This window comes from Microcoleus sp. N9_A1, from assembly GCF_036701795.1.
GTDB lineage: Bacteria > Cyanobacteriota > Cyanobacteriia > Cyanobacteriales > Microcoleaceae > Microcoleus.
On record NZ_JAUBRI010000034.1, the window covers coordinates 1 to 22,259 of the forward strand.

The window sequence follows — 22,259 nt, forward strand, 5'->3', positions numbered from 1 at the left end:
TTTTAGGTCGGGGAGTTTTTCCATTCCTTTATCTAATGTCTATCTTGTCTTCTTGTCAAGGGGGTTGAGCAATTACCATTTTTCTAAATTAATTAGTATTACACGATTATTAGGAAAAGTAAAAGTAGAAACATCAACCGGATAGTTGAGTTCTACAATTTACCTTTCACAAAAGATGGAGTGTTAGATTTAGGGGAAGTTTCAAAGAACTAATCAAACTTGCTGCTTGACACCAGCTATCCTTCACACTCGCATCGCCGTCAATGTATTGACCTTACTTACTGCCGCCGCAGCTATGGCAGTAAGCTACTGGGGAGTTTCGAGTAGACAAGTTGCTTTCTTCTAGGACATCTCCACCCATAGCGACTTCGATCGCCATTGCTGCACGAGCTTGTTCGATCGTGAAGTGGTAGCCCATCTCCTCACCCAGTTGAACTGCCATTTGGCAGAGACTTTCAGGATCTCTGGCTGATTTGAGTTTTGCTTGCAACTCTGGACTCTTCAACAGTTGTTGGTAAAACTGTTCCAATGAATTGTTGGTTGTTTGTAAGTTCATGACAGCGTTCATGCTTTTATCCTCGTTGAGTGGATTGTTTTCTGAATGCTCTGATTGGTTGCCCTGGTGGTTCACCTAGCTTTTAATCAGTTGTGTCCATTGTTCAACTTTCAGTCGATTTAGACCACGCATTCACCTTACTTACCGCCGCCACAGTAATAGCAGGCGGCGTATGCTACTGGGGAGTTTCGAGTAGACAAGTTGCTTTCTTCTAGGACATCTCCACCCATAGCGACTTCGATCGCCATTGCTGCACGAGCTTGTTCGATCGTGAAGTGGTAGCCCATCTCCTCACCCAGTTGAACTGCCATTTGGCAGAGACTTTCAGGATCTCTGGCTGATTTGAGTTTTGCTTGCAACTCTGGACTCTTCAACAGTTGTTGGTAAAACTGTTCCAATGAATTGTTGGTTGTTTGTAAGTTCATGACAGCGTTCATGCTTTTATCCTCGTTGAGTGGATTGTTTTCTGAATGCTCTGATTGGTTGCCCTGGTGGTTCACCTAGCTTTTAATCAGTTGTGTCCATTGTTCAACTTTCAGTCGATTTAGACCACTCAAGTTATTTGAGTTAAGATCCAACTTAAGCGGTCTATTTCTATAGAACCCATTTGGACTGCGATCGGAATATTCTGCCAGTGAAGCTCCCTTGTTTAGTCAGTTGTCTCAACGCTCGATACGCGCTACGCGCAGGCTACGCGATCGCACCTAACGCTTTCAAAGTGACTTTTTGAGCGCCCGTTAAACCAGTTGCCCCTTGAATATTCATGCCTTCATAAAGTCGATCGACCATCAAAGTTCTAATACAGCGTCCTGTCGCTACATCCCATAGCTTAATCGTGCGATCGTCACTGCCACTGACTAAAAATTGACCATCAGAGCTAAAGAGTACCGAAGTTACCCAACTCGTATGCTCGTGCAACACTTGCAGGCACTCTCCTGAAAGCAGATTCCACAGACGAACGGTTTGATCGCCACCGCCAGTTGCCAAGATTTGACCATTAGGGCTGATGGCAATAGACCAAACTCCACCGATATGCCCCCGCAAAACCCGCAAACACTCTCCGGTTTGCACATCCCAAATTCGGATGGTTTGGTCAAAACTACCGCCGATCAACTGTTGAGCGTTGGGAATGAATGCCAGCGTAAAAATTCCGCTAGCGTGACCCTGCAAAACCCGCAGACACTCTCCAGTTTGCACGTCCCAAAGATGGATGGTGTGGTCAGAACTGCCACTAGCGAGATATTGACCGCTGGTATCAAATGCGATCGCCCGATCGCTATCCTGATGACCGCGCAGCACTCGCAAACATTGATGAGTCTGTACATCCCACAGTCGCACGGTGCGATCGTAACTGACGCTTGCCAGGATTTGCCCCCCTGGACTGAACAGAACTGCCCACACAGGCGCGTCATGACCCGACAACCGATCAAGGTGACCCGTATGCACATTCCATACCAAAATCGAGCCATCTTGTCCATTGGTTGCCACAGTTTGACCATCGGGGCTAAAGCTTAAACTTGAAGTCCAACTGGTTAAATGCGAAGTCGAATCGGTCGCTCTCTGCAAGGTTTTATAAGGGATCAGCGGCGTGTCGCTGTCATCGAACTGCAAATGCCACAGGTGAATCGCCTCATCCTGACCTCTGCTGGCAAGGGTTTGACTATCTGGACTCAGGCTCATGGAGCGAATACCGCTGGTACGTCCGCGCAGTGTTTTGAGGCTTTGTCCGTGCAAATTCCACAGCCGAACAGTTTGATCTTGACCGGCACTCACCAGTAGCTGACCCCCGATTGCCTCTGGCAAAAATCCCCTCGGTATGACCGCCCAGAACGTTGATGCACTGTCCATCTTCTGCACTCCAAAGGCGCAGGGTGCCATCGTCGCTTCCACTCGCCAAGATGTCACCATCCGGGCTAAACACGATGCTCCTAACCCAATTAGTGTGACCATTTAACAGCTTGAAATCAAGATTTGACCGATCGAATTTAGAGTGGACATTTCCACTCCAAAGTCGAATAGATCCATCGAGATAGCTACTTGCCAGCAGTTGACCATCCGGGCTGTACCGCACACAACGAACTCCTTCGCTATGCCCCTGTAACATCCCCAAGCAATCCCCATCGATCGCATTCCAAATCCGAATCGATGTGTCATGACTGCCACTGGCTAAGGTTTGATTGTCCCGACAGAAGTGAACCGAATGAACGTTTTGCGTGTGCCCCTTCAAGATATGGAGACATTCCCCTTGCAAATTCCACACACGCACGGTTCGATCGTCGCTGCCACTGGCCAACCGTTGACCGTCTGGACTAAAACTCACTGACCAAACACAGCCGGTGTGTCCGGTTAAAACCCGCAAGCACTCACCACTGTGCACATCCCACAACCGCACTGAAGTATCACTACCGCTGCTGGCTAAGGTGTTGCCATCTGGACTAAAGACAACCGACCACACCCAGCCGGTATGTCCTTCAAAGGTGGCTAGTAGTATGATGGGTGACGATATTCCAGAGATACACCATGCAGCTTGAATCGCCAACGGCAACGATTTGACCGTCCATGCTCATGTCGATCGACATTGCAATCCCCAATGTCTCTGAAAAAATAGATCTGGCTAAATCAGCATTTTGAAAATTGACCCCTGCCAAATTAACCTGCCTCAAGTCGGCTTCGGCAACTACTAATTCAGAAAATTCAGAACCGCATAAATCTACTTGAAGCTGCACCAGAAGATTGATCAAGTTGCCTGCGATATATCCTAGTTTTTGTCGCTCCTGTTCTAATATTTTCCTGGCTCTTTCTTCAATCTCTGATACACTGCCATAACGAGACAAAAGTCGTTCAATTACAGGTTGTACAATCAGCCGCAATTGCGTCTCTCGCACATAATCTTTAGCATGCACTCGAATCAAGGAATGACTTTGCAATAGGTCAATCTCAGAAGTCTCAAATTCTGTATAAACTTGCTGAATGAATCGTGACGTTACAGATTCCATGACAACAGGTTGCAAGAAGAATAACCCATCCGTTTTTTCAATCAAAGACCGCCGAAACAGCGAGTTTATTTGTTGAGGTACGCTTTGCCTAGAGGCAATATCGACGATACTTTCGCTAATTTCTGCGATGTATCCGCTCAATAAATCGGGGTAACAGCAAAAAAAGAAGGTTCACAATCTAGGAACAGCATAGTAGAATATGACGTATTATTAATCATAAAATCAAGGATGTCATAGTCTTTTTTAGCCACTAAAGTCACAATTAACCGTGGGTTTATACGACACTTACTAAAGGAATCAAGGACCAATAATTCAGAGCATTTATGTTTTTTTGAATTTCTTCAATAATCCCAGGACACACCCAAAGAATAAACCGAAGATTGTTGACGAATAATCATCCCCAAAGATGGAATATTTCCCAGGTGAGAAATACGGTCGTGCATATATTCAAAAAAGCTAATTCCTAATTTGCGGGTAGTCGCCACCAGAGACATGAAAACATCCATCGCCTTAGTTCCTTCACAAGTTTGGGTTGCATAACTAATATTTCGTCGCTGCACGATTGTTCTAGCAGCTAATTCGGCCGGGTTATTATGTAAAGGTAATTCCGGATGCTCCCAAACTAAAAGCAACTCTGATATTTTACTCAAAGTTAATTTTTTTCGTTCATCTAATTGTTCATAACCACTTAGACTGCCAAAAATTTCCAAAAAATTTGATTTGAGTCTGAGCTTCTCTAACCCAGATGGAGAGTTTTTGTAAGCTAATAATTCTCGGTAGTAATCCCAAAAATCATCAAGAAACTTGTCTAACTTTTTTTGATGACAAGTAACAAATGGACTTAACTTTTTATAATGTCTTGCTTCATGCACCCAACATAAAAATAAATCATCTGTGAGTAATTTAAACTGGGGTGCATCATCAGTCACCAGAGTTTTTATTACCGGAATCTGGGATTGCTGAGCATAAAAAGCAATCGCTGCTGCCTCTAAAATCCTGGTACGATGTTGAGAGCCTACAGAACCCAGATTTTGATTCAGCAAGAAGTTAAACTCATCACCCTTCAACGGAATTTCTCTTAGCAATCCTTTAATTTGATGGCTCCACTTCTGGGGTACATTGAACTTATCTAATAGCTGGTAAGTAAGTGGAGATAGAATAAACTCAAGTTCTAGGTTCTTTTGTAATACTCCAAGTACGCTTAATCGGTCTTTTCTTAAGGTTGTAGAATAAACTGTATATAATGGGTTGCAAATTATATTTGTAGTATGATTTACTCCTTTAACACGCGCACTTGTTTGGTCTAAGTGTTGCCAAGGGCTACTTGCTAATCCGGATACATACACTTCGTTAAATTCTGATTCAAACTTTGATGAATTTTTTATTCTTCTGATTTGATAAATAACCGGCTGACATTGAAATCCCAATATTGCTTAAAAAATCTAATAGCTTCCCTTGAGTCATATTTCCCCCGTAATACAGGCTCATAACTAACGCTTTTATTCCGGGGCCAAACTCTCCATCATATCCGGATGGTAACGATGCTAAGTATGTTTTCTTTTCTGAAGGTGAGTAATACTTCTCTTTCCGGAATAACACGTTATCTGTTTTCAGTAAAATGTCTTGAACTATTACGAATTCATAACCTTTAAATTCTGCATCTTTTGGTAGTTCTGCTTCAGGATACTCCAGAATTTGCTCTCCATCAACTTTGACGATAGCATTTTTACTGCTTTTAATATGTTTTTTTGGTGTTTTTCGCTCCTTCTCGGATGAGTAGTTTTCTTTTGACTTTTTCGGTCTATTGGCTTTAACCTCTGGTTTGCCTTGTTCTCCTTTCAGACGATTATTTTCGGATTTTAATCTTTGATTTTCTGACCGTAATTCTCTGGTTTCTGCTTGTAATTGCTCTACAAGATTCAGCAATATGGACACAGTACGACGCAATGATTCGTCGGCAATCTCAGATGGCTCAATGCTTTGCAGTAAGGTCTCTACTAATTGGTCAGCAGATGTTTTTTGCGTCATGCTTTATATTCTACCATACTGTGCCTAGATTGTGAATCTTCTTTTTTGCTGTTACCCCTATTTATTGAGCGGATACCAGAAGTAATCAGGTTAAATGCAGATGGCTGGTATGTTGAGAAAATAGCTACTCACTTTAACTGGGCTTCACAAACAGTGAGAGCAGTCTTACATAAATGGGAATAATCTGGTATAGAAAGCCTTTGGGAAAAACCAGGTCGAGGGGTAAAGCAAGCGTGGAAAGAAGAGGATATAGAGTTTTTGTCAGAATGCTTAAAAAAAGAACCAGGTACATATAACAGTTTTCAATTAGCTGATAAATTAGAAAAAGAGCGCTCCATTAAATTAAGTCCCGACCGACTAAGACGGGTACTAAAAAAAAGGGGATCATTTGGAAAAGAGCTAGTCCAAGTCATAAAGGAAAACAAGACCCCAAAGAGCGAGAAATAAAGCAATCAGACCTAGATATGCTGGAATTAGCAGCAGCCGCCGGAGAAATTGACTTAAAATATTTAGATGAATCAGGATTCTGTGCCTGGAGTAAACCTAGTTATACCTATTATAAAAAAGGTGAGCAAAACGGATACAACAAACTAAAAATCGAGGTCGTAGATTAAGTATTGTGGGGATTTTTGAACCTTTAAGTAGCTTTGTCTATGGTTTGGTAATTGGAGGTGTTGATCGAAAAGCTTATATTCAGATGATGGAGAAAGAAGCAGAAGAAGCGGCCCAAATGAAACGGATTAGAATTATTGTACAAGACAACGGTCCAATACACCGATGTCAGGAGGTTAAACAGTTGTGGTCAAAGTGGGAAGGTCAGGGTTTATATATTTTTTTCTTGCCTAAATATTGTTCCGAAATGAACCCAATTGAATTAGAGTGGCAACACATTAAAGAAGATGAATTAGCTGCGACATTTGTTTGAGGATGAATTAGAACTCGCCTACGCCGTAATTCATGGAGTAGAAGTTAGAGGAAAAAGAGGAGATTACCCAACACAACGTATTAAATTCAAGTCCCGTCACCCGACTTAATATTTTGTTACATACTGATGGATTTTTCCGCCGACCTACTTATCGTTTTAAGTAAACATTGAAACATCAAGCCTCATAGGTGGGAAATCTTGTAGTAGACTTAACAGCAAAATATACTTATAAAAATTGTGGTAAATGCGATCGCGTTAATTAAAAATCAGGAACCAACAAACCTTGGGTTGCCCCCATTGCTGCCATATTATACGCAAATATCTAAACGGGCTTTTGAATATTTTATGGAAAGCTTTGAGCAATGTCTCGATCTCTGGCGAGTTTTCCTCTTTTCATCAAAAAATGAGAGGGAAGCTCCTGGCTTGAGACATGGGGAGGAACTCGGTAGCGGTTTCAACCGCCTTCAATATTTATTTACACAACTCATTGAAAGATTTGTTATAATTAGATAATTGTCAGTAAAAAAACCATCTACGTGTTGAAGCATTCTAGTATCGGAGAAATCCCGGCACAGTGAGCCACCACTATCATTGAGTAGTAAGCCTGTATAACTGACAAGTAACGGCAGAATGTGAAGCGTACCTATCTGGCAAAAGTGATGGATTATGAAAGCAAACAATTTAAAAGTAAGCGCAATTGCAATACCTTTTGTACTGGTAGTTGTTTTGAGCGTCTAGAGGTGACTTGATAACACCTTTGAGAGTTTTCGGATTCATTCAAGAATCCCCGTGGCTTCAGCCCTGGGGAGTATCAAATTGTGCCATACACAGTCAATTCGAGTCCTCTAGATTTACCGGGTTAACTGTATCTGCTAGAATTGATAGGGTTCTGTCGCGCAGCTTTTATGATTGACGAGGAAAAACAGCAAGATCAAGATCCTAACTCAACTGGGGAAACCACCCCAGAGGGTTCGCCAATGGCAAGCGAAAATCCGGCGGCATCAGGAAACTCGAACGGATCGGCGGATTGGGAGCTCGAACTTGCTCGAGCTTATCAAAGTGCTCAGGGCGATCGCACGCCAGCAAACGCATCCGGGCCTACCGTCACCGACAGTTTCACCAATAGTCCGACTGCAGACGCGGCGGAGCCTTGGAAGAATGAACTGGCGCAGGTAACCGAGGAAAAAGAGGCTTTAAAAACTCAGTTGCAAGTCGCATCCGCTCAACTAGAAGAACTGAAAAATCAAAATCTCCGCCTAGCAGCAGATTTTGAAAACTTCCGCAGGCGTACCCAAAAGGAAAAAGAAGAGCTAGATTTACAGGCAAGGTGTCTCACGATCAAACCCCTGTTGCCGGTAATTGACAATTTCGAGCGCGCTCGATCGCACATCAAGCCGCAAACCGATGGCGAAATGAACATTCACAAAAGCTACCAAAGCGTTTACAAGCAAATGGTAGAGGGCCTCAAGCAAATCGGGGTTTCTCCGATGCGCCCCGAAGGTGAACAGTTTGACCCCAACCTCCACGAAGCTCTGCTGAGCGAGCCAACTGACGAACACGAGGAAGGAACAATTATCCAAGAACTAGAACGCGGCTACATTCTGGGCGATCGCGTCTTGCGGCACGCCAAAGTGAAAGTTGCAGCGGCTGGGCTATCTGTGGTAGCCTCAGATGAAAATCCCGATAGTTCCGAAGGTTAATCGGGATACAAGTTACTGCATTCCTCAAAGTCACTGACCCCCGAATAGAGCTCGGGGGTTCCCAGGTGGCAGACTCACCAACTTCTTATAAAGATGACTAAAAGCAGGTCAGCGCTTTCTACAAAAATTCTGAAAAATGTTTTTACCCGTCTTTGATATTACCTGATTGACATCAAGTTTATTTCCTACAAATCTGGTCGGGTGATGCTTGTTTGAACAAGCTGAGTCGTTTTTCCTCCCCCAACCTGTAGTTGGAGGTTTCCAAACATCCCACAAAGTTTTATGAGGCGCTATGGGAAAAATTATTGGAATTGACTTAGGCACAACTAACAGTTGCGTAGCTGTGTTAGAGGGCGGTAAACCCGTCGTGATCGCCAATTCCGAGGGCGGCCGCACAACTCCGAGTATAGTAGGATTCGGCAAGGCGGGCGATCGCTTAGTAGGTCAACTAGCCAAGCGGCAAGCTGTAACTAATGCTGTAAATACTGTCTACAGTATCAAACGATTTATCGGACGGCGGTGGGACGACACGGAAGAAGAACGAGCGCGGACTCCCTATACCTGCATAAAAGGCAAAGACGATACCGTTAACGTCCAAATTCGGAACAAGGTTCACACTCCCCAAGAAATCTCGGCAATGGTACTCCAAAAGCTCAAGCAAGATGCTGAAGCTTATTTGGGACAAACTGTTACCCAAGCCGTGATTACAGTGCCAGCCTACTTCACAGACGCCCAACGGCAAGCTACTAAAGACGCCGGTACGATCGCCGGCCTAGAAGTCCTGCGGATCGTCAACGAACCGACGGCTGCAGCCCTTTCCTACGGGCTAGACAAGCAAAATATCGAACAAAAAATCTTGGTCTTTGACCTGGGCGGCGGTACTTTCGACGTTTCGATCCTGCAACTGGGAGACGGAATTTTTGAAGTCAACGCTACCTCCGGTAACAACCATCTCGGAGGAGATGACTTTGACGACTGCATAGTCCAGTGGCTGGTAGAAGCTTTCCGGACTCAAGAAGGCAGTGACCTCTCACAAGACAAAATGGCCTTGCAGCGCCTCCGAGAAGCTGCCGAAAAAGCGAAAATCGAACTCTCCAACCGGGAATCCACCTCAATCAATTTGCCCTTCATCTCCTCTGACGACAAAGGGCCGAAGCATTTGGAAATGGAACTCTCCAAAGCTCAGTTTGAAAAACTGGTGGCTCATTTGGTGCAAGCGACGATCGATCCGGTGACTCAAGCCCTCAAAGACGCAAGTTTGACCCCCAAAGACATAGACAGAATTATTTTAGTGGGAGGCTCAACCCGGATTCCGGCAGTTCAAAAGGCAATTAGCAAGTATTTTGGGGGCGTTTCTCCCGATAAATCAGTCAATCCCGACGAAGCTGTAGCGGTAGGCGCGGCAATTCAAGCCGGGGTGTTGGGCGGTGAAGTCAAAGACTTGCTGCTGCTCGATGTGACTCCGCTCTCCCTGGGACTCGAAACCTTGGGCGGGGTATTCACCAAAGTAATCGAGCGCAATACAACTATTCCTACCAGTCGATCGCAAATGTACAGCACGGCGGCAGACGGGCAAACCTCGGTAGAAATTCACGTACTCCAAGGCGAGCGGGCATTGGTTAAAGACAATAAAAGTCTCGGCAAGTTCCTGCTCAAAGGCATTCCCCCAGCACCCCGCGGCGTACCTCAAATCGAAGTTACCTTTGAAATCGATGCCAACGGGATTCTCAAAGTGGCTGCTGAAGACAAGGGAACCGGAAAAGAACAAAGCATCCAAATTTCCAATACAGGGGGATTGAGCGAAACCGAAGTCGAGCGGATGCGACAAGAAGCCGAACTTTACGCCGACGAGGACATCAAGCGCGCTCTACTCGTCGAACTCAAAAATCAAGCTGACTCCCTCGTCTATAATTGTGGTGTAACTTTAAAAACCAACGCGCAACTGCTGAGCGACGACCTCAAGGCCGAAGCCGAAACAGCAGCAGCAGCTTTGCGGGAGGCGATGGCTAACCCCGATATCACAGTCGAGGAACTCACACCCGCGATCGAATCTTTCAAGCAACTGCTATACTCGCTGGGGACAGCAGTCTACGACCAAGCCCGCAGCGGGGTAGCCCCGTCAGGATCTGTTGTTGAAAGCGAGATGATGTCAGAAGTAGAATCATCAGAACCCGAAGAGGTTAAAGCGGACGACGACAGTATTTTGCTGAAAGAAGAGCTGCTGGTGGCGCCCCAAGCTCCGCCGGAACCAAAGCCGGAACCAAAGCCGGAACCAAAGCCGGAATCAAAGCCGGAATCAAAGCCGGAATCAAAGCCGGAGCGACAGTCAAAACGACAGTCAAATCCACAGTCAAATCCACAGTCAAATCCACAGTCAAATCCACAGTCAAATCCACAGTCAAATCCACAGTCAAAACAAAAACAGAAGGTTCCCGAACCAGAAGTTGATGATATGAATCCTTTCCTTTAAAACAGAAAAGCTAAAAATTAAAAGTTAAAAATTAACAATGAGAGTTTTTGATTTTTAATCTGTAATTTCAGGAAAGGTCGCCCGTTTTTTTTTCGTACACTTTTTGTTATTTACCTCCAGGCAAGCAGCTCTATGGCCGGTGATTACTATGAAATATTAGGCGTTTCTCGCAGCGCAGACAAAGAAGAAATTAAGCGTGCTTACCGCCGCCTTGCTCGCAAGTACCATCCAGATGTCAACAAAGAACCCGGTGCCGAGGAGCGGTTTAAAGAAATTAACCGCGCCTACGAGGTACTCTCTGAACCCGAAACCCGCGCCCGTTTCGACCGTTTCGGCGAAGCAGGCGTCAGTGGTGCAGGCGCTCCGGGCTTCCAAGACTTTGGTGACAGCTTTGCCGATATTTTTGAAAGCTTCTTTCAGGGCTTTCAGGGAGGCGTCGGTGGCCAACAACAGCAAGGTCGTAGGCGCAGCGGGCCGGTGCGCGGAGACGATTTACGCCTGGATTTGCGGCTGGATTTTCGGGAAGCAGTGTTTGGTGGGGAAAAAGAACTCCGCATCAAGCATCTAGAAACCTGCGAAACTTGCACCGGGACTGGGGCCAAACCGGGAACCCGACCCCAAACTTGCTCGACTTGTACCGGCAGTGGTCAAGTCCGACGCGCTACCCGCACTCCTTTCGGCAGCTTTACTCAAGTTTCAGTTTGCCCCACTTGCAACGGCACCGGGCAAGTGATTGAGGATAAGTGCGAAACTTGTGGCGGCCGTGGCCAGAAAGAAGTGATGAAAAAGCTGAAAATCACTATTCCGGCTGGGGTTGACAACGGTACTCGCTTGCGTGTTTCCAATGAAGGGGATGCCGGCAAACTGGGTGGGCCGCCGGGGGATCTTTACGTGTTCTTGGCGGTGAATGAAGACCCGCTATTTAAGCGCGACGGGACTAACGTTAGCTCGGAAGTGAAGATTAGTTATTTGCAAGCAATTTTAGGGTGCCGATTGGAAGTCGAAACTGTAGACGGGCCGACGGAATTGTTGATTCCTACGGGAACTCAGGCAAATACTGTTCTGACTTTGGAGAAAAAAGGGGTGCCTCGGTTGGGAAATCCAGTCAGTCGCGGCGATCATTTGATTACGGTGTCTATTGACATTCCGACTAAGGTGACGGCTGAGGAACGGGAGTTGCTGATGCAGCTTGCTAAGCTGAAGGGCGATCGTACTGGTAAAGGCGGCTTGGAAGGATTTCTGGGCAATTTGTTTCAGAAATAAGCAATTTTTGACACCAATTGGTGTCAAATTTTTCTGTTTGAGGATTCCTCGGCAATTTGTTTTAGTCTCTGTCAAAAAATTGTGTGCAATTGCTCACAAAAATCTCAGGTGGCACGCTTCCTAGGCATTGCGTTTCAGCAGCGATTAAAAAAGTGAGCGCAATTGCGCTCACTTTTTGAGAAAGAATAATATTCTGTGTCCAATTGGACACAAAATTTTAGATTCTCCAGTGTCCAGGCAATTTGTTTAAAAAACTAAGGCTTTCAGGATTGGAGATTGCAAAAAACATTATGAATTCAACATCGAAAATTGAAAATCCCAAATCCCCAGATGCCAAAATCGATCTGCGGGGTACTCCGTGTCCTCTGAATTTTGTCCGCACTAAACTGCGCTTGGAGCAAATGGCACCGGGTGCTGTTTTGGAAGTGTGGCTGGATGCTGGGGAGCCGATCGAACAAGTGCCCGATAGTCTCAAAATGGAAGGCTACCAGATTCTCGAAACGCAATTTGTCGCGGATGAGCCGGAGTCGGGCTTTTTTTCAATGAAAGTGCAGCGCCCAGAAGACAAGGAAGCAGGATGAGCCTGAATTCGCCCTCCATCGTCGGTACTGTAATTGCTGTTCAGGCTAACTTCTACCAAGTGAGATTAGATGCCGAAGTCTCCATTGACGGGAAAAATGCTCCCCTCGCTGATTCTCCGACTCTCCTGTGCACTCGTCGCACTCGACTCAAAAAAATTGGTCAACAGGTGATGGTGGGCGATCGCGTGGTGGTAGACGAACCGGACTGGACTGACCGCCGGGGTGCAATTTCTGAAGTCTTCGGGCGCCAAACAGAACTCAACCGCCCGCCTGTAGCTAATGCCGATCGCATACTCCTGGTTTTTGCCCTCGCTGAACCCGACTTAGACCCCGCCTCATTAACTCGGTTTTTAGTCAAGGCAGAATCTACAGGTTTAGAGGTGAGTTTGTGCCTGAACAAATGCGATTTGGTCACGAAAGAGGAGTTGGAACAGTGGCGCGATCGGCTTTCTGGATGGGGATATGAACCCATGTTTATTAGTGTCCGCAGCGGCTTAGGTATCTACAATAAAACCGCCAATGACAGTCAAAATGAAGTTTCTGAATCTAAATCTTCCAACCCCACTTTATCAGAGGAAATAGATAGCTCTAATCAGCCTCCTGCCTCCTCTATCCAAACTCACTTGCAAGGAAAAATAACGGTAATTTGTGGCCCTTCTGGGGTTGGCAAGTCCAGCTTGATCAATCAACTGATCCCGGCGCTGAACCTGCGAGTCAGCGCTGTTTCCGGCAAACTCGGCCGCGGGCGCCACACGACTCGCCACGTAGAACTATTTGAACTCCCCGGCGGCGGACTCTTGGCCGATACTCCGGGGTTCAATCAGCCGGCTCTCGAATGCGGCCCCTCCGAGTTAGCTGAATGTTTCCCAGAAGGGCGTCAGAGGCTGGCTTTGGGTAGCTGCCAGTTTAGCGACTGTTCGCACCGAGACGAGCCTAACTGTGTCGTGCGGGGCGATTGGGAGCGCTATGAGTATTACTTGCAGTTTCTCGAAGAGGCGATCGTCCGCCAGCAACAAGAGCAAAACTCTAGTAGTGCCGAGGCGAGTTTGAAACAGCAAACCAAGTCGGATGGTACGCAGCAATACGAACCGAAGCTGCAAACTAAAAAGTATCGGCGCTCTTCCCGTCGCCTTCAACACCAGTCGCTGCAGGAGATGTGTCAAGATTTAGACGAGTTGTGAGGAATTAGTCGATCGCGATCGGTCGATCGGCCCCGGAGCACAGTACATTAATAGCTAAAATTAAATGGCCTTAAATTTGTTAAAAAAAGTACAACAGAAGCAAAGCGAAGCCGGTTATGCAGGAGTAAAAATACTGTGAATATTCAAGAACTGTTTCAAAAAGGTGGCCCTGCCATGTGGCCCCTGTTGGTGTTATCGATTTTATCTTTGAGTACAATTATCGAGCGCTTGTGGTTTTGGGCGAGCCTCCTGAGCAAAGAAAAGCAAATAGTTAACCGCATTCTTGAAGCGGCCCGCAGCGATTGGGGGGCGGCTAACGAGATGGCCAGACAAGCTAACCGACAGCCGATCGGGCGATTTCTATCTGCACCCCTGCGCCTGTACAATCCTGAACCCGACTTATTTCGACTCGCACTCGAAGCCTCTGCCGATGAAGAGTTGGCTTCGATGCGTCGCGGCGACAAAATCTTAGAAGCTACGATCGCTCTAGCCCCTTTGCTGGGCTTGCTGGGAACAGTTTTGGGCTTGATTAACTCGCTCAGTTCCATCCGTCTGGGCGACATTGGCACGGCGGCCACGAGTGGCGTGACATCGGGCATTGGCGAATCGCTGATTACTACTGCTACTGGGATGGTAGTAGCAATTTTTACCTTGGTGTTTTATCGGATATTTCAAGCTTTTTTGTTCAACCAGGCAAAAATATTTCGCAAAGCTGGAAATGAACTGGAATTGCTTTACAGGCAATACTGGCCTGCTGCTAATGCTAAGGGTCGAGCACCCGGTGCAGAATACAGCAATTCTTCTTTTGGTGCAGATGGTTTGAACAGGCGTTCTCTCAATTCTCAAGAATCGGGAGAACGGAATCGGGAGCCGAAATTGAAAGGTTCCGATCCGGCTGAAGATTCACCTTCTAATAATTAAAACTCCTGAGAACTGATGAAGATTAATCTAGATACTCCTGCTGAAGAGGCTCGGATTGAACTGGTGCCTTTAATTGACGTGATATTTTGCATTCTGACGTTTTTTCTCCTGGCGGCTTTGCAACTGACTCGCCAGCAAGCCATTAATGTCGATTTGCCTAAAGCGAAGACGGGACAAACGCAAATGCGAGAGATGCTGATTGTCAGCATTGACGATTTCGGTCAAACTTATATCGATCAATTGCCTGTTAATTACCAACAGCTCGATCGAGTTTTAAAGAGTTTCCAAAGTAAAAATCCTACGGGGTTGATGGTGCTGTACGCTCCTCAAAATGCGAGATATGCCAAAGTGGTCGAGGTTTTAGACAAATTGCGAGAGGTAGGGGGCGATAGAGTTGCCCTGGCAACTCTTCCTAGTTCGGCTTCCTCCCCATTGCCCAATCCCTCGCTTCCCAATTCTGGCATTCCTGCAGCACCGGCGATCGGCAATTCCGCTCAACCTCTTCCTTCTCCTGTGCCTCCAGGGCAGCAACAGTTCAATCCAAATCAGTTTCAATCTCCTCTCCCGGCTCCAGGGCAGCCTAGCAACTCTGGGGCCAATTTGGGTATTCCTCCTGTTTCGCCTGCACCCGCTGCTCCCAATTTCAGACCCGGAATCGCCACTCCACCGCAGGATGGCGGGCCCTCGAATTAGTCAGAAGGAAGAAGGTTCGGCAACGGATTGTGTAACGGATGTAACGGATGTAACGGATGTCCGTCGGAAAAAGGGAGAAGGGAGAACAGAGAAATAGAAATTTTCCCAATCTCCTCATCTCCCGCTCTTCCGCTCTTCCGCTCTCCTCATCTCCCCCTCTCCTGATATCCTCATCTTTCAATCTCCCCCTCTCCTCATCTCCCCCTCTCCTCATCTTCCAATCTCCGCCTCTCCCCGTCTCCTCATCGCGGAGAGAATCTCCGCCGGATTTGGTATAAACGGCTTCAATTCTTTTGGTTCGTACTGAGCCTTTTTTCTCTTGACAAGTAGATACACTTGTATATGCCTGCGGAAGGAACTTTTGCAGGCATCTCGCTATCTCTATCCCTAAGTAAGCTATTTCTTAGGACAGAGGGTGATTTTGTCAAATGATTGTTACCTTTTGTAATATAGACTAAAACCAAATGGGCAATCGGGCATCCCGAAACCAACGGTCGATCGCTGAAACAACTTACAAATCTGGTTAATCCAGGTGTTCACTTTTAAGTCACCTTTACTTACAGAGGAGTCAAAGTCATGAGCCAACCAGCAGAATTGTCTTTGGAACAGCAATTTAGCCTGTGTTCCTTCAAAACACAGGTAAGTGACATGAGCCGCGAACAAGCTCAGGAGTTTTTGGTCAAGCTTTACGAGCAAATGATGCTACGAGAAACCATGTACCGCCATTTTCTGAAACACCACTGGGGTTTAGAACCTAACCCAGGTGTTGAGTAACCAAGAGTCGCAGTCGGCGACCTCCGTCTCTTACTCTCTTCCCTCAGGCGGAAAGGAGTTGGGGGTGATGGGGCGTCACTCGAAGGCAGAAGCTAGAAGACCTGTGTAGAGACTTGAGGAAAATTGGAAAGTTTCTTTGTGGAGTTCACTCGAATTGGGGAGTCGAACTCAGCAGTTTGTCGAGCGACACCACTGGAGAGTGCAAAGATAATTTATCGCGCCTCAACTCGAAAATTGGATAACTATTAATAATAAGTAAGTGTTAATTTTTTAACCAATTAAAATTTTTAACAAATTCAATATATTTGTGTTTATTTGCAGCGGATGAGGTTTGACAACAATGGCGCTAGTCGGACATCTGAGCGCGACCTCCGACTAGCAAAACCTTTAGTTTTCACATCAATCCCTAGAACTGGCAACTGTGGACTCTAGAAAGAGTTATTCCGGCTGACGTTCCAGAGTCGCCTCCATTGTACTTGTCAAGTAATGACCAGACATGATGCCGCTAGATTGGTAGTAGTGGTTGTCATCAACCCGGTGAAGGGTATCAAAACCCGTCCGCCGCTGGCGTTCGTCTCCCAATACCCAATAACGCTGGACGATCGACTGGGGAGCAATCCAACCTTCGCCCTCGACGCGGGCGAGTTCGCTGTGTTGGAGTACAAAAGTATACTGCCGTTCATCGCTGTTGAGGTGTCCTCGGTACTGCAAAATAATCTCTTCGCGATCGCCTCCAGGAAATACGAGCTTTGTCACCATACTGAACCAATCTGTTCGGTTCCAGCTCACTAAAGTTTTGCCTTTAACCGTAATTGGCACGCCATTGCGCTCAATCCAGCTTCCTTCGAGCGTCCATTGGCCAGATTCCATTAAAAACGTGTGAGCCACAGTGCTGTTCCTATGCTTTTGCTGCTGGCTACAATGCTGGTGCAACAACGCACAGCCGTTGTCCCTCCGACTCTATGCTATCACGCCCAACTGTGCCAACAAGAGTTAATTTCTCCTAAAAGTACCGGTGTCCGGGCACCAGTAACTTGAGGCAGATTGCCGGGAATGCCCCGAACCCGCCATGCGGCTAAAACCGCGAAAGCGATCGCCTCTTTAAAATCTACATTCAAGCCTGCCTCAGAAGTAGTCAACACTTGCACGGGATGCAATTGAGATTGCAATCGGCGTTTTAAGTAGAGATTGTGGCTGCCGCCCCCGCATAGTAAAACTCGATCGGGCATAGTCGGTAAAAAAGTTTGGTAACTGTGAACGATCGAGGCAACAGTCAGTTCTGTCAGAGTAGCCAGCACGTCAGCAGGACTGAGGTTGTAACCTTCGGCCTCGACCAAACACCTGTCAAAATAGTCTACACCAAATAGCTCTCGCCCCGTTGATTTCGGCGGTGCTTGGCGGAAGAACTCTGATGCGAGCCAATCCTCTACTAAAGCTTGACAGGGAGTTCCCGATGCCGCCCAAGCTCCACCTTCGTCCAGCGTCTTAGTGCCACCTGAGAAGTGCTGCACTGCCAAATCTAACAGGGAATTCGCCGGGCCTGTATCCCAGCCCGATATGCCATCCCCAAGACGGAAAATCTCAGACTCGTCATTGTTTCCCCCTTTTCCTCTTGCCGGAAGATAGGTAACATTGCCAATTCCCCCCAGATTTTGGATACAGAGGCTGATGTTGGGTTCCGCCAGCAGGCAGGCATCAACTATGGACACTAAGGGTGCTCCTTGACCCCCTGCAGCAATGTCTGCCGATCGAAAGTTACTCACAGTAGTAATGCCTGTCAATTGGGCAATTAGCGCGCCCCGCCCGATTTGCAAGCTGTAGCCCATTAACGCATCGGCGCTGTCTTTTTGGGCTTTCCCAGCAGGTCGGTGGTAGACGGTTTGACCGTGAGAGCCGATTAATTCGGCTATATCATACTCTGCTTGAATTGTCAATGCCGCCGTGGCAAATTCTTGGGCGATGGCATCATCTAATTCCGCTAGTTCAGCCATTGACAAAGCTGAGCCACTGCAAACCGAGAGAATTTGCGATCGCAAATTAGCAGGATAAGGGAAAGTCTTGCCGGCCACCAATTGCACTTTCAAGTCTGTTTGGGAACCGACCACATCCACCAAAGCAGCATCAATGCCATCCACCGACGTGCCGCTGATCAAACCGATAACACGGGTCATTCAATTTTAGATTTTAGATTTTAGATTTTAGATTTTCCGGGGGGTTGCCCGATTTATTTGAGGTCGATCGTCACGATCACCACAGTAATATTATCGCGTCCACCTTTATCCTTAGCTGCTTGAATTAAAGCATTTGCAGCGCCCTCGCAGGCGCGAATCGACTTCAGAGGCGAAGCAATCAAAGGATCGGAAAGTTCTTCAGTCAAGCCATCGCTGCAGAGCAGCAAGCGATCCCCAGGCTGCACGTCCACCGGCAAAATATCTATCTCCCGCAAATCATCGCGACCCAAACACTGGGACAAAACGTGACGCCAAGGATGAGTGCGTGCCTGGTCGGGAGTTAGAGCCTTTCTTTTCACAGCCTGAGCCACCCAAGTCTGGTCTTCAGTAATCTGTTCCAAGCGAGAGCCGTGCAGTCGGTACAAGCGAGAGTCCCCGATATTAGCGCACCAGGGTCGGCCCTCATCCCTAAACATTAGAACCACAGCCGTAGTTCCCATATCAGCACGCTCCGGGTGGTCGAGCTGATCCGTCAAAATTGCTTGATTGGCAATTAAAAAAGCCTTTTCCAACAACAGAGGAGAATCATCAGGCCCTTCCCAATGTTCGAGCAAATACGATTGAATCGCCTGAGTCGCAATCCGGCTGGCTTCTTGACCTCCGGCGTGTCCTCCCATTCCATCGGCCACTATGAAAAATCGCCCGTCAGAGTCAATGTAATATGAATCCTGATTTACTGAACGAACTAGCCCTGTGTCTGTCCTACCTGCAAAAGAGCGTTTCATCAGAAAAATGGGTCTGAAACCCCGTCCTAGAAGGACGGCTTTACATTGGATTGGGGTGGAGGGGTATGGTTGCCCCTCCGTGGAGATGTGGTCTTCTCCAAAACTCCCTTACGGGTAAAGTTAGCTTCGCCAATGTTTTGAGAGCTTGTTAAACTTGCAGCACTGTTTCAGTGACCTTAAAACTGTTTAACTGCAAATGACAGGGCAGGGGACTAGCTTCGCATCCCAGGGTGTCGTGACTCAAAAAACGTAGACCTCGAAAGTCTTAGGCTGGTCAGGACGGCTCGCAAGAATCTCTTACAAGCCTCATGCCTTTAGGCTGAGGTTCCTGACAGATTGGGTGATTGGACTCATCGAACTTAAAAGCTTGATTTAAGATGTGCAATGTTTTCTTCCACAACTTAAATCGCGAAGGGGACTTGAAATTTCTGCCACCTGCGATCGCGAGTTTTGGAAAAATTGCACTTCCTTGACCTCATATTGTAGATCGTATGATGGTAATCCCATCTTAAAATTTCGGTAAATCCAGTAAATTAAGCAGCACCTGCAAAAAAAAACTGGATTTATACCCAAAATTAGAGGTTTGGCTGGCGAGAAATCTAGGCCGCAACCGGGTTTTTAGCCTCAAAGCGCGTAAGTGTTGTAAATTTCAGCAATCTGTGGTGAGCCAGCCAAAACTTAACATTCCATGTCAAATTTTGGCTGGCGAGAAATCTCAAACCTAAAATTCCCCATCTCAAATTGCACAATTATGACATCCTGTCTAAACGATCGATCCGCTTGAACAAACGCAGCATAGCAAACCCTGCACCCGCCGCCAGCACTGCCACAGCGACAGCCGGCCAGACTTGATTGCTGACAAACAAAATTGTCGCCGACAAAGTAAAAGCACTCATCAGCAAAGCATAATTCGTGCCCATTTGAGCGCTGCTCATGCGGCGGAGCAAGCGCTCTGTTTCTGCCGAACGGACGCGAATCCGCAAATCTCCCTGTTCGAGTTTATCAATAGTCTCCTCAATCCGGCGGGGCAAACCCAAAGCACTCGAACTCACCTGAGCCGCCTGACGACCGATTTCGTTAAAAATGCTGCTACTTGTATCATGGCCATTTCCATTAGTCATAAGCTGCATGGCAAAAGGTTGTGCCACCTCCATAAAGTTGAATTCGGGATCTAAACCTCGGCCCACCCCTTCGATGGTGGAAAAAGCTCGCATTACAAAAGTAAAGGTAGCTGGGAAGCGAAAAGGTTGGTTGTAGGCAATATCGTAAAGGTCGTCGGTAATCGCGCTCACGGACTGATTTTCAAAAGGCTTGTCCATGAAGTTATCCAGCATATACTGAATGCTGCGGCGCACCGGACTCATATCACCCGTAGGCACCAAAGCTCCCAAATTGATCAGAGAATCCATAATCCGCTGTCCATCCTTGGAAGCAATGCCGTAGAGCGTCTCCATCAGTCCTTCGCGGACGTTCGACTGGATTTGCCCCATCATGCCAAAATCGTAGAAAATCAGACAACCGTCAGCACTAACAGCGATGTTGCCGGGGTGTGGGTCAGCGTGGAAAAAGCCGTCGTTGAGCAACTGCCGCAAATAAGCTTTTGCCCCCAACTGAGCGATTAATTTACGATCGATACCGGCCGCTTCCAAAGCTTCGTAGTGGCTGATTTTTATCCCTGGCAGGTATTCCAAAGTCAGCACTCGCGGAGCTGCATACCGCCAATAAACCCGCGGCACCATCACCCAGTCGCAGTTGCTAAAATTGCGGCGAAAAGTATCAGCATTGCGGCCTTCATGGAGATAGTCAATTTCCAGCCACAGAATGCGACAGCATTCCTCATAAATCCCCATCCAATCTCGGCCTTGGCCCCACTTAGGATGATTTTGAAAGTAACGAGCAATTCCCTTAAGAATTTGCAAATCTATTTCAAACAGCTTCCGCAGTCCAGGCCGCTGTACCTTGACCACCACTTCCGGGCCCGAATGCAGTTGAGCTTTGTGTACTTGACCCAGACTGGCAGCAGCCAGGGGCACTGGGTCAAAGCTGCGGTAGAGTTCTTGAATTGTCTTGCCCAAATCTTGCTCAACAATTACCACTAACTGCTCGTAGCTGAAAGCAGGGACTTTATCTTGCAGCTTAGAAAGTTCCTCCACAAACTCTGCTGGGAACAAGTCGGCGCGGGTGGAAAATAACTGCCCAACTTTAATGAAAGTTGGCCCCAAATCCAAGAGTGTTTCTCGAACCCAGATAGCTTGAAAGCGGCGTCTGGCAACTTTCTTTTCTTCAGTCACGCCTCCCCAGTAGCTCCAATTTTTGCTGTCGAGCCAGAGGGAAGCCAGCCAGAGCAAGACAAAGGCCCAAATGTCGAAGAAGCGCCGCTTCCGGGAATATTTTTCGCGATTCCAGCGATAAGCTTTACTTTTGTAGGATTTACCAGCAGCAGTTTTTGGCTCATCGGCTTCGCCAGTGTGCTTGGGGGAGCGCTGGCGATTAACAGAGTCATCAAGGAGAGCAGACACTTGGGTTCCCAAATTGCTTATTTTATGTTGTTGCTTTGATTGAAAGTAGGAGCGCAGGAGCGCAAAACCATGCGCTCACGTAGTCGTAAATAATAGTTGTGGTCGGAGGATCGAGCGCTAGGGCAAAGTGCTGCGGTAGCGCTGCAATTCCGATCGCACCAGAGCCACTTCGGCGCGCAGCTCGTCAATAGTCGCTTGCAAATCTGCCGGATGGATGTCTTGAATGGTGGTGGTGCTTGCAGTGCCAGTTCTGGTCTGCATCGCCTCATCCGAAGCTCGATTGGCCCGTTCCACAACTCGATCGGTGAACTGTCGCAGGCGTTCTCTTTGTTCTGCGTCAAATTTGCCGAGTTCAGAGAAAGCGTTGGTTGCTGCGCTTTCTAATTGCTCGTACAGTGCTTCGGCAAGTGCTCTGCCTACAAAAAAAGCATGAACTGGGGGTTTACTCATAAAAAATCTCTGTGCGCTTCCGCAACAAATTATAACTTGCTTTTCCCCGATGATGCTTGCTCCCAAAGGAAGGAAGTTTGGGGAAATTGACACTCCCACCCCGAGTGTCGGGGATGGGATTGTTGAGAGTTAGAACAATCTAACGCGCCACGGCTTAGCACAAAAGCCTCGCTTAAAGTGGCTCAAATTCGAGGTTGGGGTTGCTTTGTACCAAAATGTTTGCAGCTTGGCAGTATTAATACGCGA

General features: G+C 47.1%; 22 protein-coding genes. 10 read left to right on the top strand and 12 right to left on the bottom strand.

The window, feature by feature from the left end:
• Positions 1 to 274 precede the first annotated feature (274 nt).
• The 7 genes from QUA58_RS16855 to QUA58_RS16885 all read right to left on the bottom strand — a co-directional run bounded on the left by QUA58_RS16855 (position 275) and on the right by QUA58_RS16885 (position 5,580).
• The gene (locus QUA58_RS16855) at positions 275 to 568 is read right to left on the bottom strand and encodes a Nif11-like leader peptide family natural product precursor (protein ID WP_333257445.1); all 294 of its coding nucleotides are present in this window, start codon (positions 566 to 568) and stop codon (positions 275 to 277) included.
• Between the two features lie 125 nt (positions 569 to 693).
• The gene (locus QUA58_RS16860) at positions 694 to 993 is read right to left on the bottom strand and encodes a Nif11-like leader peptide family natural product precursor (protein ID WP_333394963.1); all 300 of its coding nucleotides are present in this window, start codon (positions 991 to 993) and stop codon (positions 694 to 696) included.
• 253 nt (positions 994 to 1,246) lie between these two features.
• Positions 1,247 to 2,329 (bottom strand): WD40 repeat domain-containing protein, encoded by a 1,083-nt coding sequence (locus tag QUA58_RS16865; RefSeq protein ID WP_333394965.1) that lies wholly within the window; start codon positions 2,327 to 2,329, stop codon positions 1,247 to 1,249.
• Positions 2,217 to 3,095: a WD40 repeat domain-containing protein gene (locus tag QUA58_RS16870; protein ID WP_333394966.1), complete on the bottom strand. Its 879-nt coding sequence runs from the start codon at positions 3,093 to 3,095 to the stop codon at positions 2,217 to 2,219. The genes QUA58_RS16865 and QUA58_RS16870 overlap by 113 nt, the downstream gene beginning before the upstream one ends.
• Positions 3,028 to 3,693, bottom strand: a complete 666-nt coding sequence (locus QUA58_RS16875; RefSeq protein WP_333394967.1) for a pentapeptide repeat-containing protein — start codon at positions 3,691 to 3,693, stop codon at positions 3,028 to 3,030. The genes QUA58_RS16870 and QUA58_RS16875 overlap by 68 nt, the downstream gene beginning before the upstream one ends.
• A gap of 200 nt (positions 3,694 to 3,893) precedes the next feature.
• On the bottom strand, positions 3,894 to 4,898 hold the full coding sequence (locus tag QUA58_RS16880) for a hypothetical protein (RefSeq protein ID WP_333394968.1): 1,005 nt from the start codon (positions 4,896 to 4,898) through the stop codon (positions 3,894 to 3,896).
• A gap of 16 nt (positions 4,899 to 4,914) precedes the next feature.
• A complete protein-coding gene (locus QUA58_RS16885) occupies positions 4,915 to 5,580 on the bottom strand; it encodes a hypothetical protein (RefSeq protein WP_333252199.1) in 666 nt (221 codons plus the stop codon).
• Between the two features lie 464 nt (positions 5,581 to 6,044).
• On the opposite strand from QUA58_RS16885, the gene QUA58_RS16895 reads away from it, so the two are divergent.
• The 10 genes from QUA58_RS16895 to QUA58_RS16940 all read left to right on the top strand — a co-directional run bounded on the left by QUA58_RS16895 (position 6,045) and on the right by QUA58_RS16940 (position 16,088).
• A complete protein-coding gene (locus QUA58_RS16895; protein WP_333252200.1) occupies positions 6,045 to 6,194 on the top strand; it encodes a hypothetical protein in 150 nt (49 codons plus the stop codon).
• Between the two features lie 5 nt (positions 6,195 to 6,199).
• A complete protein-coding gene (locus QUA58_RS16900; RefSeq protein ID WP_333252201.1) occupies positions 6,200 to 6,505 on the top strand; it encodes a transposase in 306 nt (101 codons plus the stop codon).
• A 905-nt stretch (positions 6,506 to 7,410) separates the two neighbouring features.
• Positions 7,411 to 8,205, top strand: a complete 795-nt coding sequence (gene grpE, locus QUA58_RS16905; protein WP_333252202.1) for a nucleotide exchange factor GrpE — start codon at positions 7,411 to 7,413, stop codon at positions 8,203 to 8,205.
• A 292-nt stretch (positions 8,206 to 8,497) separates the two neighbouring features.
• On the top strand, positions 8,498 to 10,675 hold the full coding sequence (gene dnaK / locus QUA58_RS16910; RefSeq protein ID WP_333252203.1) for a molecular chaperone DnaK: 2,178 nt from the start codon (positions 8,498 to 8,500) through the stop codon (positions 10,673 to 10,675).
• 132 nt (positions 10,676 to 10,807) lie between these two features.
• On the top strand, positions 10,808 to 11,938 hold the full coding sequence (gene dnaJ / locus QUA58_RS16915; RefSeq protein WP_333252204.1) for a molecular chaperone DnaJ: 1,131 nt from the start codon (positions 10,808 to 10,810) through the stop codon (positions 11,936 to 11,938).
• A gap of 290 nt (positions 11,939 to 12,228) precedes the next feature.
• Positions 12,229 to 12,519, top strand: a complete 291-nt coding sequence (locus QUA58_RS16920; RefSeq protein ID WP_333042225.1) for a sulfurtransferase TusA family protein — start codon at positions 12,229 to 12,231, stop codon at positions 12,517 to 12,519.
• Positions 12,516 to 13,700 (top strand): ribosome small subunit-dependent GTPase A, encoded by a 1,185-nt coding sequence (gene rsgA, locus QUA58_RS16925; protein ID WP_333394970.1) that lies wholly within the window; start codon positions 12,516 to 12,518, stop codon positions 13,698 to 13,700. Before QUA58_RS16920 ends, rsgA begins: the two co-directional genes overlap by 4 nt.
• A 135-nt stretch (positions 13,701 to 13,835) precedes the next feature.
• Entirely contained in the window at positions 13,836 to 14,621 is a 786-nt protein-coding gene (locus tag QUA58_RS16930) for a MotA/TolQ/ExbB proton channel family protein (protein WP_333252206.1), read from the top strand.
• A 15-nt stretch (positions 14,622 to 14,636) separates the two neighbouring features.
• Positions 14,637 to 15,314: a biopolymer transporter ExbD gene (locus tag QUA58_RS16935; protein WP_333394972.1), complete on the top strand. Its 678-nt coding sequence runs from the start codon at positions 14,637 to 14,639 to the stop codon at positions 15,312 to 15,314.
• A 576-nt stretch (positions 15,315 to 15,890) separates the two neighbouring features.
• Complete coding sequence (locus QUA58_RS16940; protein ID WP_006635253.1) at positions 15,891 to 16,088, top strand: NblA/ycf18 family protein; 198 nt, start codon at positions 15,891 to 15,893, stop codon at positions 16,086 to 16,088.
• A 438-nt stretch (positions 16,089 to 16,526) separates the two neighbouring features.
• On the opposite strand, the gene QUA58_RS16945 is transcribed toward QUA58_RS16940, so the two are convergent.
• From QUA58_RS16945 to QUA58_RS16965, 5 genes are all read right to left on the bottom strand, one after another.
• Positions 16,527 to 16,958, bottom strand: a complete 432-nt coding sequence (locus QUA58_RS16945; RefSeq protein WP_445243731.1) for a hypothetical protein — start codon at positions 16,956 to 16,958, stop codon at positions 16,527 to 16,529.
• 98 nt (positions 16,959 to 17,056) lie between these two features.
• Positions 17,057 to 18,259: an anhydro-N-acetylmuramic acid kinase gene (locus QUA58_RS16950; RefSeq protein WP_333394973.1), complete on the bottom strand. Its 1,203-nt coding sequence runs from the start codon at positions 18,257 to 18,259 to the stop codon at positions 17,057 to 17,059.
• 53 nt (positions 18,260 to 18,312) lie between these two features.
• On the bottom strand, positions 18,313 to 19,044 hold the full coding sequence (locus tag QUA58_RS16955; RefSeq protein WP_333394974.1) for a protein phosphatase 2C domain-containing protein: 732 nt from the start codon (positions 19,042 to 19,044) through the stop codon (positions 18,313 to 18,315).
• A gap of 749 nt (positions 19,045 to 19,793) precedes the next feature.
• Positions 19,794 to 21,563, bottom strand: a complete 1,770-nt coding sequence (locus QUA58_RS16960; protein ID WP_333252211.1) for an AarF/ABC1/UbiB kinase family protein — start codon at positions 21,561 to 21,563, stop codon at positions 19,794 to 19,796.
• A gap of 117 nt (positions 21,564 to 21,680) precedes the next feature.
• Positions 21,681 to 22,013, bottom strand: coding sequence for a DUF6825 family protein (locus tag QUA58_RS16965; RefSeq protein WP_333252212.1), 333 nt, complete (start codon positions 22,011 to 22,013; stop codon positions 21,681 to 21,683).
• Positions 22,014 to 22,259: the final 246 nt, after the last annotated feature.

Bases quoted from the DNA above. Each gene is read 5' to 3' on its own strand.
- QUA58_RS16860 (WP_333394963.1), bottom strand. From the start codon at position 993: ATGAACGCTGTCATGAACTTACAAACAACCAACAATTCATTGGAACAG.
- dnaJ (WP_333252204.1), top strand. From the start codon at position 10,808: ATGGCCGGTGATTACTATGAAATATTAGGCGTTTCTCGCAGCGCAGAC.
- rsgA (WP_333394970.1), top strand. From the start codon at position 12,516: ATGAGCCTGAATTCGCCCTCCATCGTCGGTACTGTAATTGCTGTTCAG.
- dnaK (WP_333252203.1), top strand. From the start codon at position 8,498: ATGGGAAAAATTATTGGAATTGACTTAGGCACAACTAACAGTTGCGTA.
- QUA58_RS16945 (WP_445243731.1), bottom strand. From the start codon at position 16,958: ATGGAATCTGGCCAATGGACGCTCGAAGGAAGCTGGATTGAGCGCAAT.
- grpE (WP_333252202.1), top strand. From the start codon at position 7,411: ATGATTGACGAGGAAAAACAGCAAGATCAAGATCCTAACTCAACTGGG.
- QUA58_RS16940 (WP_006635253.1), top strand. From the start codon at position 15,891: ATGAGCCAACCAGCAGAATTGTCTTTGGAACAGCAATTTAGCCTGTGT.
- QUA58_RS16950 (WP_333394973.1), bottom strand. From the start codon at position 18,259: ATGACCCGTGTTATCGGTTTGATCAGCGGCACGTCGGTGGATGGCATT.
- QUA58_RS16920 (WP_333042225.1), top strand. From the start codon at position 12,229: ATGAATTCAACATCGAAAATTGAAAATCCCAAATCCCCAGATGCCAAA.
- QUA58_RS16855 (WP_333257445.1), bottom strand. From the start codon at position 568: ATGAACGCTGTCATGAACTTACAAACAACCAACAATTCATTGGAACAG.
- QUA58_RS16965 (WP_333252212.1), bottom strand. From the start codon at position 22,013: ATGAGTAAACCCCCAGTTCATGCTTTTTTTGTAGGCAGAGCACTTGCC.
- QUA58_RS16955 (WP_333394974.1), bottom strand. From the start codon at position 19,044: ATGAAACGCTCTTTTGCAGGTAGGACAGACACAGGGCTAGTTCGTTCA.
- QUA58_RS16895 (WP_333252200.1), top strand. From the start codon at position 6,045: ATGCTGGAATTAGCAGCAGCCGCCGGAGAAATTGACTTAAAATATTTA.
- QUA58_RS16935 (WP_333394972.1), top strand. From the start codon at position 14,637: ATGAAGATTAATCTAGATACTCCTGCTGAAGAGGCTCGGATTGAACTG.
- QUA58_RS16885 (WP_333252199.1), bottom strand. From the start codon at position 5,580: ATGACGCAAAAAACATCTGCTGACCAATTAGTAGAGACCTTACTGCAA.